4 protein-coding genes are annotated in these 2,523 nt (G+C 61.3%); all 4 read left to right on the top strand.

Annotated elements, in window-relative coordinates; all coding sequences use genetic code 11:
- A partial coding sequence (locus AC097P_RS23330; protein ID WP_479612828.1) for a DUF3106 domain-containing protein occupies positions 1–232 on the top strand: 232 nt, incomplete at its 5' end.
- Positions 229–876: an RNA polymerase sigma factor gene (locus tag AC097P_RS23325; protein ID WP_479612827.1), complete on the top strand. Its 648-nt coding sequence runs from the start codon at positions 229–231 to the stop codon at positions 874–876. The genes AC097P_RS23330 and AC097P_RS23325, both read left to right, overlap by 4 nt.
- Positions 873–1,223 (top strand): hypothetical protein, encoded by a 351-nt coding sequence (locus tag AC097P_RS23320; RefSeq protein WP_479612826.1) that lies wholly within the window; start codon positions 873–875, stop codon positions 1,221–1,223. Before AC097P_RS23325 ends, AC097P_RS23320 begins: the two co-directional genes overlap by 4 nt.
- A gap of 171 nt (positions 1,224–1,394) precedes the next feature.
- Positions 1,395–2,006 carry a GNAT family N-acetyltransferase gene (locus AC097P_RS23315; protein ID WP_479612825.1) on the top strand — a complete coding sequence of 204 codons (612 nt, stop codon included), beginning with the start codon at positions 1,395–1,397 and terminating at the stop codon, positions 2,004–2,006.
- Positions 2,007–2,523 lie beyond the last annotated feature (517 nt).

The following is a 2,523-nucleotide window of genomic DNA, read 5'->3' as shown; positions in this document are numbered from 1 at the left end:
GGATCCAGAAGCACGCAAGGCCATGATCGCCAAGGCCCGTGAGGGCTGGAGTGCCATGACGCCGGAACAGCGCGAACAATTCAAAGCCGAACGCGGAGAAAAGCTCAAAGCCATGCCGCGCGAGCAGCGCCGGGAGCTTTTGCAACAGCGGCGTGCCATGCTGGAAAAGCTCACCCCCGCCGAGCGCGCCGCCTTGCGCGAAAAGCTAAAAACCGGTGAAGACCGTCCATGAGTGAGTCCACTGTGACCACGGCAACACGCAGCGGCGCGGCTCGGATCGGGAGCAAGCTGGCCCAATCCTGGTCCCGTTGGCGCAACGCGATAGCGCCCAACGACGACTGGGCGTTGTGGGAGCAAGCCTGTAACGGCCATGGCCCCAGTGCGGTGGCGGTGGTGCGCCGTCTGACGCCACAGGCCCATGGATTGGCCATGCAACTGTTGCGCCGTACCGAGGACGCCCAAGACGTGGTGCAAGAGTCATTCCTGCGGTTGTGGAACAGCCAGGCCAGTTATACAGCGGGTGCCCGCCTGTCCACTTTCTTCAACACGATTGTGATCAACCGTTGCAAGAGCCATCTCGTGCGTCGGCAGGAATGGAGCACCGAGAGCGACACACTGACCGACCTGGCGGACGCACAGCAACGGGCTGCCGAGGCAGGCCATGCCACCCACGAGACCTGGAGTCCGGCGCAAATACAAGCCGCCATAGGCACATTGCCCGCCCGCCAACGCATGGCGTTGGCAATGTGGGCCTATGGTGATGCCGAAGTCAGTGAAATTGCACGCGCACTGGATGTCGAAGTGAACGCAGCCCACCAACTATTGTTTCGGGCCAAGGCCAGCCTGCGCACAGTCTTGAAAGGAACCACCCCATGAACCCGCCTAACAGCCGAGAAGACGCGGTGCACAGCGAAGCCGATGAGGCGCTGCGCCAATCCCTGCAACGGGCATTGGACCAAACTGAAAGCAACGGCTTGCAACCCCTGCAAGACCGTATCGTGGCGCAGTGGGCGCAGCGCGGTGCCACCACCACCTTGGTCGCAGTGGGCCCTTGGAGACAACCGCAACTGGCCTGGGGTGACCGGCGCATGCAGTTGGGGGCAGCCGCCTTGGTGGTGGTCATGGCGGTCGGACTGCAGTTGGTACGCACGCAAGCCGAACCGAACCTGGACGACATTCTGGAACCCGATGTATTGGCACTGATGGCCATGGGAGAACTGTGATGCACCCCATAGACAACTTGAACTCCTGCGACGCAGAGGACGCTTAAACTCGCGGGTTGAGCCGCGGCGCCAACACGTCGCCAACCGCGCCGTGTGGCCGCACGCCCAGCCGTGGTAACCGCCATGAAGGCCGAAGGCTTGCTGAAGTAAACCAATCATAGGAGGCGGCAGATGCACGTACCAACCCTGATGCTGCGCACGTTTGCTGCACCGGTCGAATTACGCACCCCGCGCCTGCTGCTGCGCCAATGGAAAGACGACGACCTGGAGGCCTGGGCCACCATGAACGCCGACCCCGCCGTGCGCCGCTTTTTCCCCAGCGTGCACACCCACGCCGAGGCCCTGGGCGAGGCGGGCCGCATCCGCGCCAGCATCGCCCAGCGCGGTTGGGGCATGTGGGCGGTAGAGGTACCGGGCGTCCATGCCTTCGCCGGTTTTGTGGGGCTGAACATCCCGGGCTACGAGGCACCGTGGATGCCGGCGGTGGAAATCGGCTGGCGCCTGGCACCCGCCGCCTGGCACCAGGGGTACGCCACCGAGGGCGCGGCCGCTGCGCTGAACTTTGCGTTCACCCACCTGGAGCTGCCACAGGTTGTCGCCATGTCGGTACCTACCAATGGACCATCGCACGCGGTGATGGAGCGCATCGGCATGGTGCGCGACCCCGGTGCAGACTTTGACCACCCGCGTGTGCCCGCAGACTGGCCGCTCAAGCGCCATATCCTGCACCGCATCACAGCTGAGCAGTGGCAGGCGCAGCAGGCTTTGTCCAGAATGGTTTAAGCCAAATCGGCCCCTAGCCCCCGTTAAATATGACGGTATCGCTATAGTATTTGTAGTGATCTAAAGGCCAAGCATGTTCAAGAATGACTTGGCTTCGACTTGGCCCCTCCCTGCCAGCGCACGTATAAGCGCTCCCAGTACATATAAGCCTGCTCGGTGCGCGCGCTATAGTGATTTCCACGAATAACATCGCACACCTGGTCAAGTAAACGCGGGGTGCGCGGCACGGAGGAGTCGGGTTTCATGGGAAGTTTTATAACTGGATATGTGTACCGCATACGCAAGCAAAACCCATGCAGCGATGGATTCTCCATGCATTTTGTAGACCTGAATGTCCGACAGGGGCATGGCATTTCCGACTTGGCTACATCAAGTTCAACCGAATAGCTGTCTTATGCACACAATCCGCCGCCTCAAAATTGGAGAGGCAGACCTCTATCGGCGACTACGGCTTGAGGCTCTTAAAGATGCGCCAGGTACGTTTTTTTCTACTTATGAATCTGCGCTGCAGCGGGAC

Source organism: Rhodoferax sp. ZS1R8 (genome assembly GCF_056521325.1).
Note: the sequence above shows the minus strand (reverse complement) of the source record. Positions and strands in the feature narration are given on the sequence as shown.

Excerpts from the sequence above, each read along its gene's own strand:
- AC097P_RS23325 (WP_479612827.1), top strand. The coding sequence starts at position 229 with ATGAGTGAGTCCACTGTGACCACGGCAACACGCAGCGGCGCGGCTCGG.
- AC097P_RS23315 (WP_479612825.1), top strand. The coding sequence starts at position 1,395 with ATGCACGTACCAACCCTGATGCTGCGCACGTTTGCTGCACCGGTCGAA.
- AC097P_RS23320 (WP_479612826.1), top strand. The coding sequence starts at position 873 with ATGAACCCGCCTAACAGCCGAGAAGACGCGGTGCACAGCGAAGCCGAT.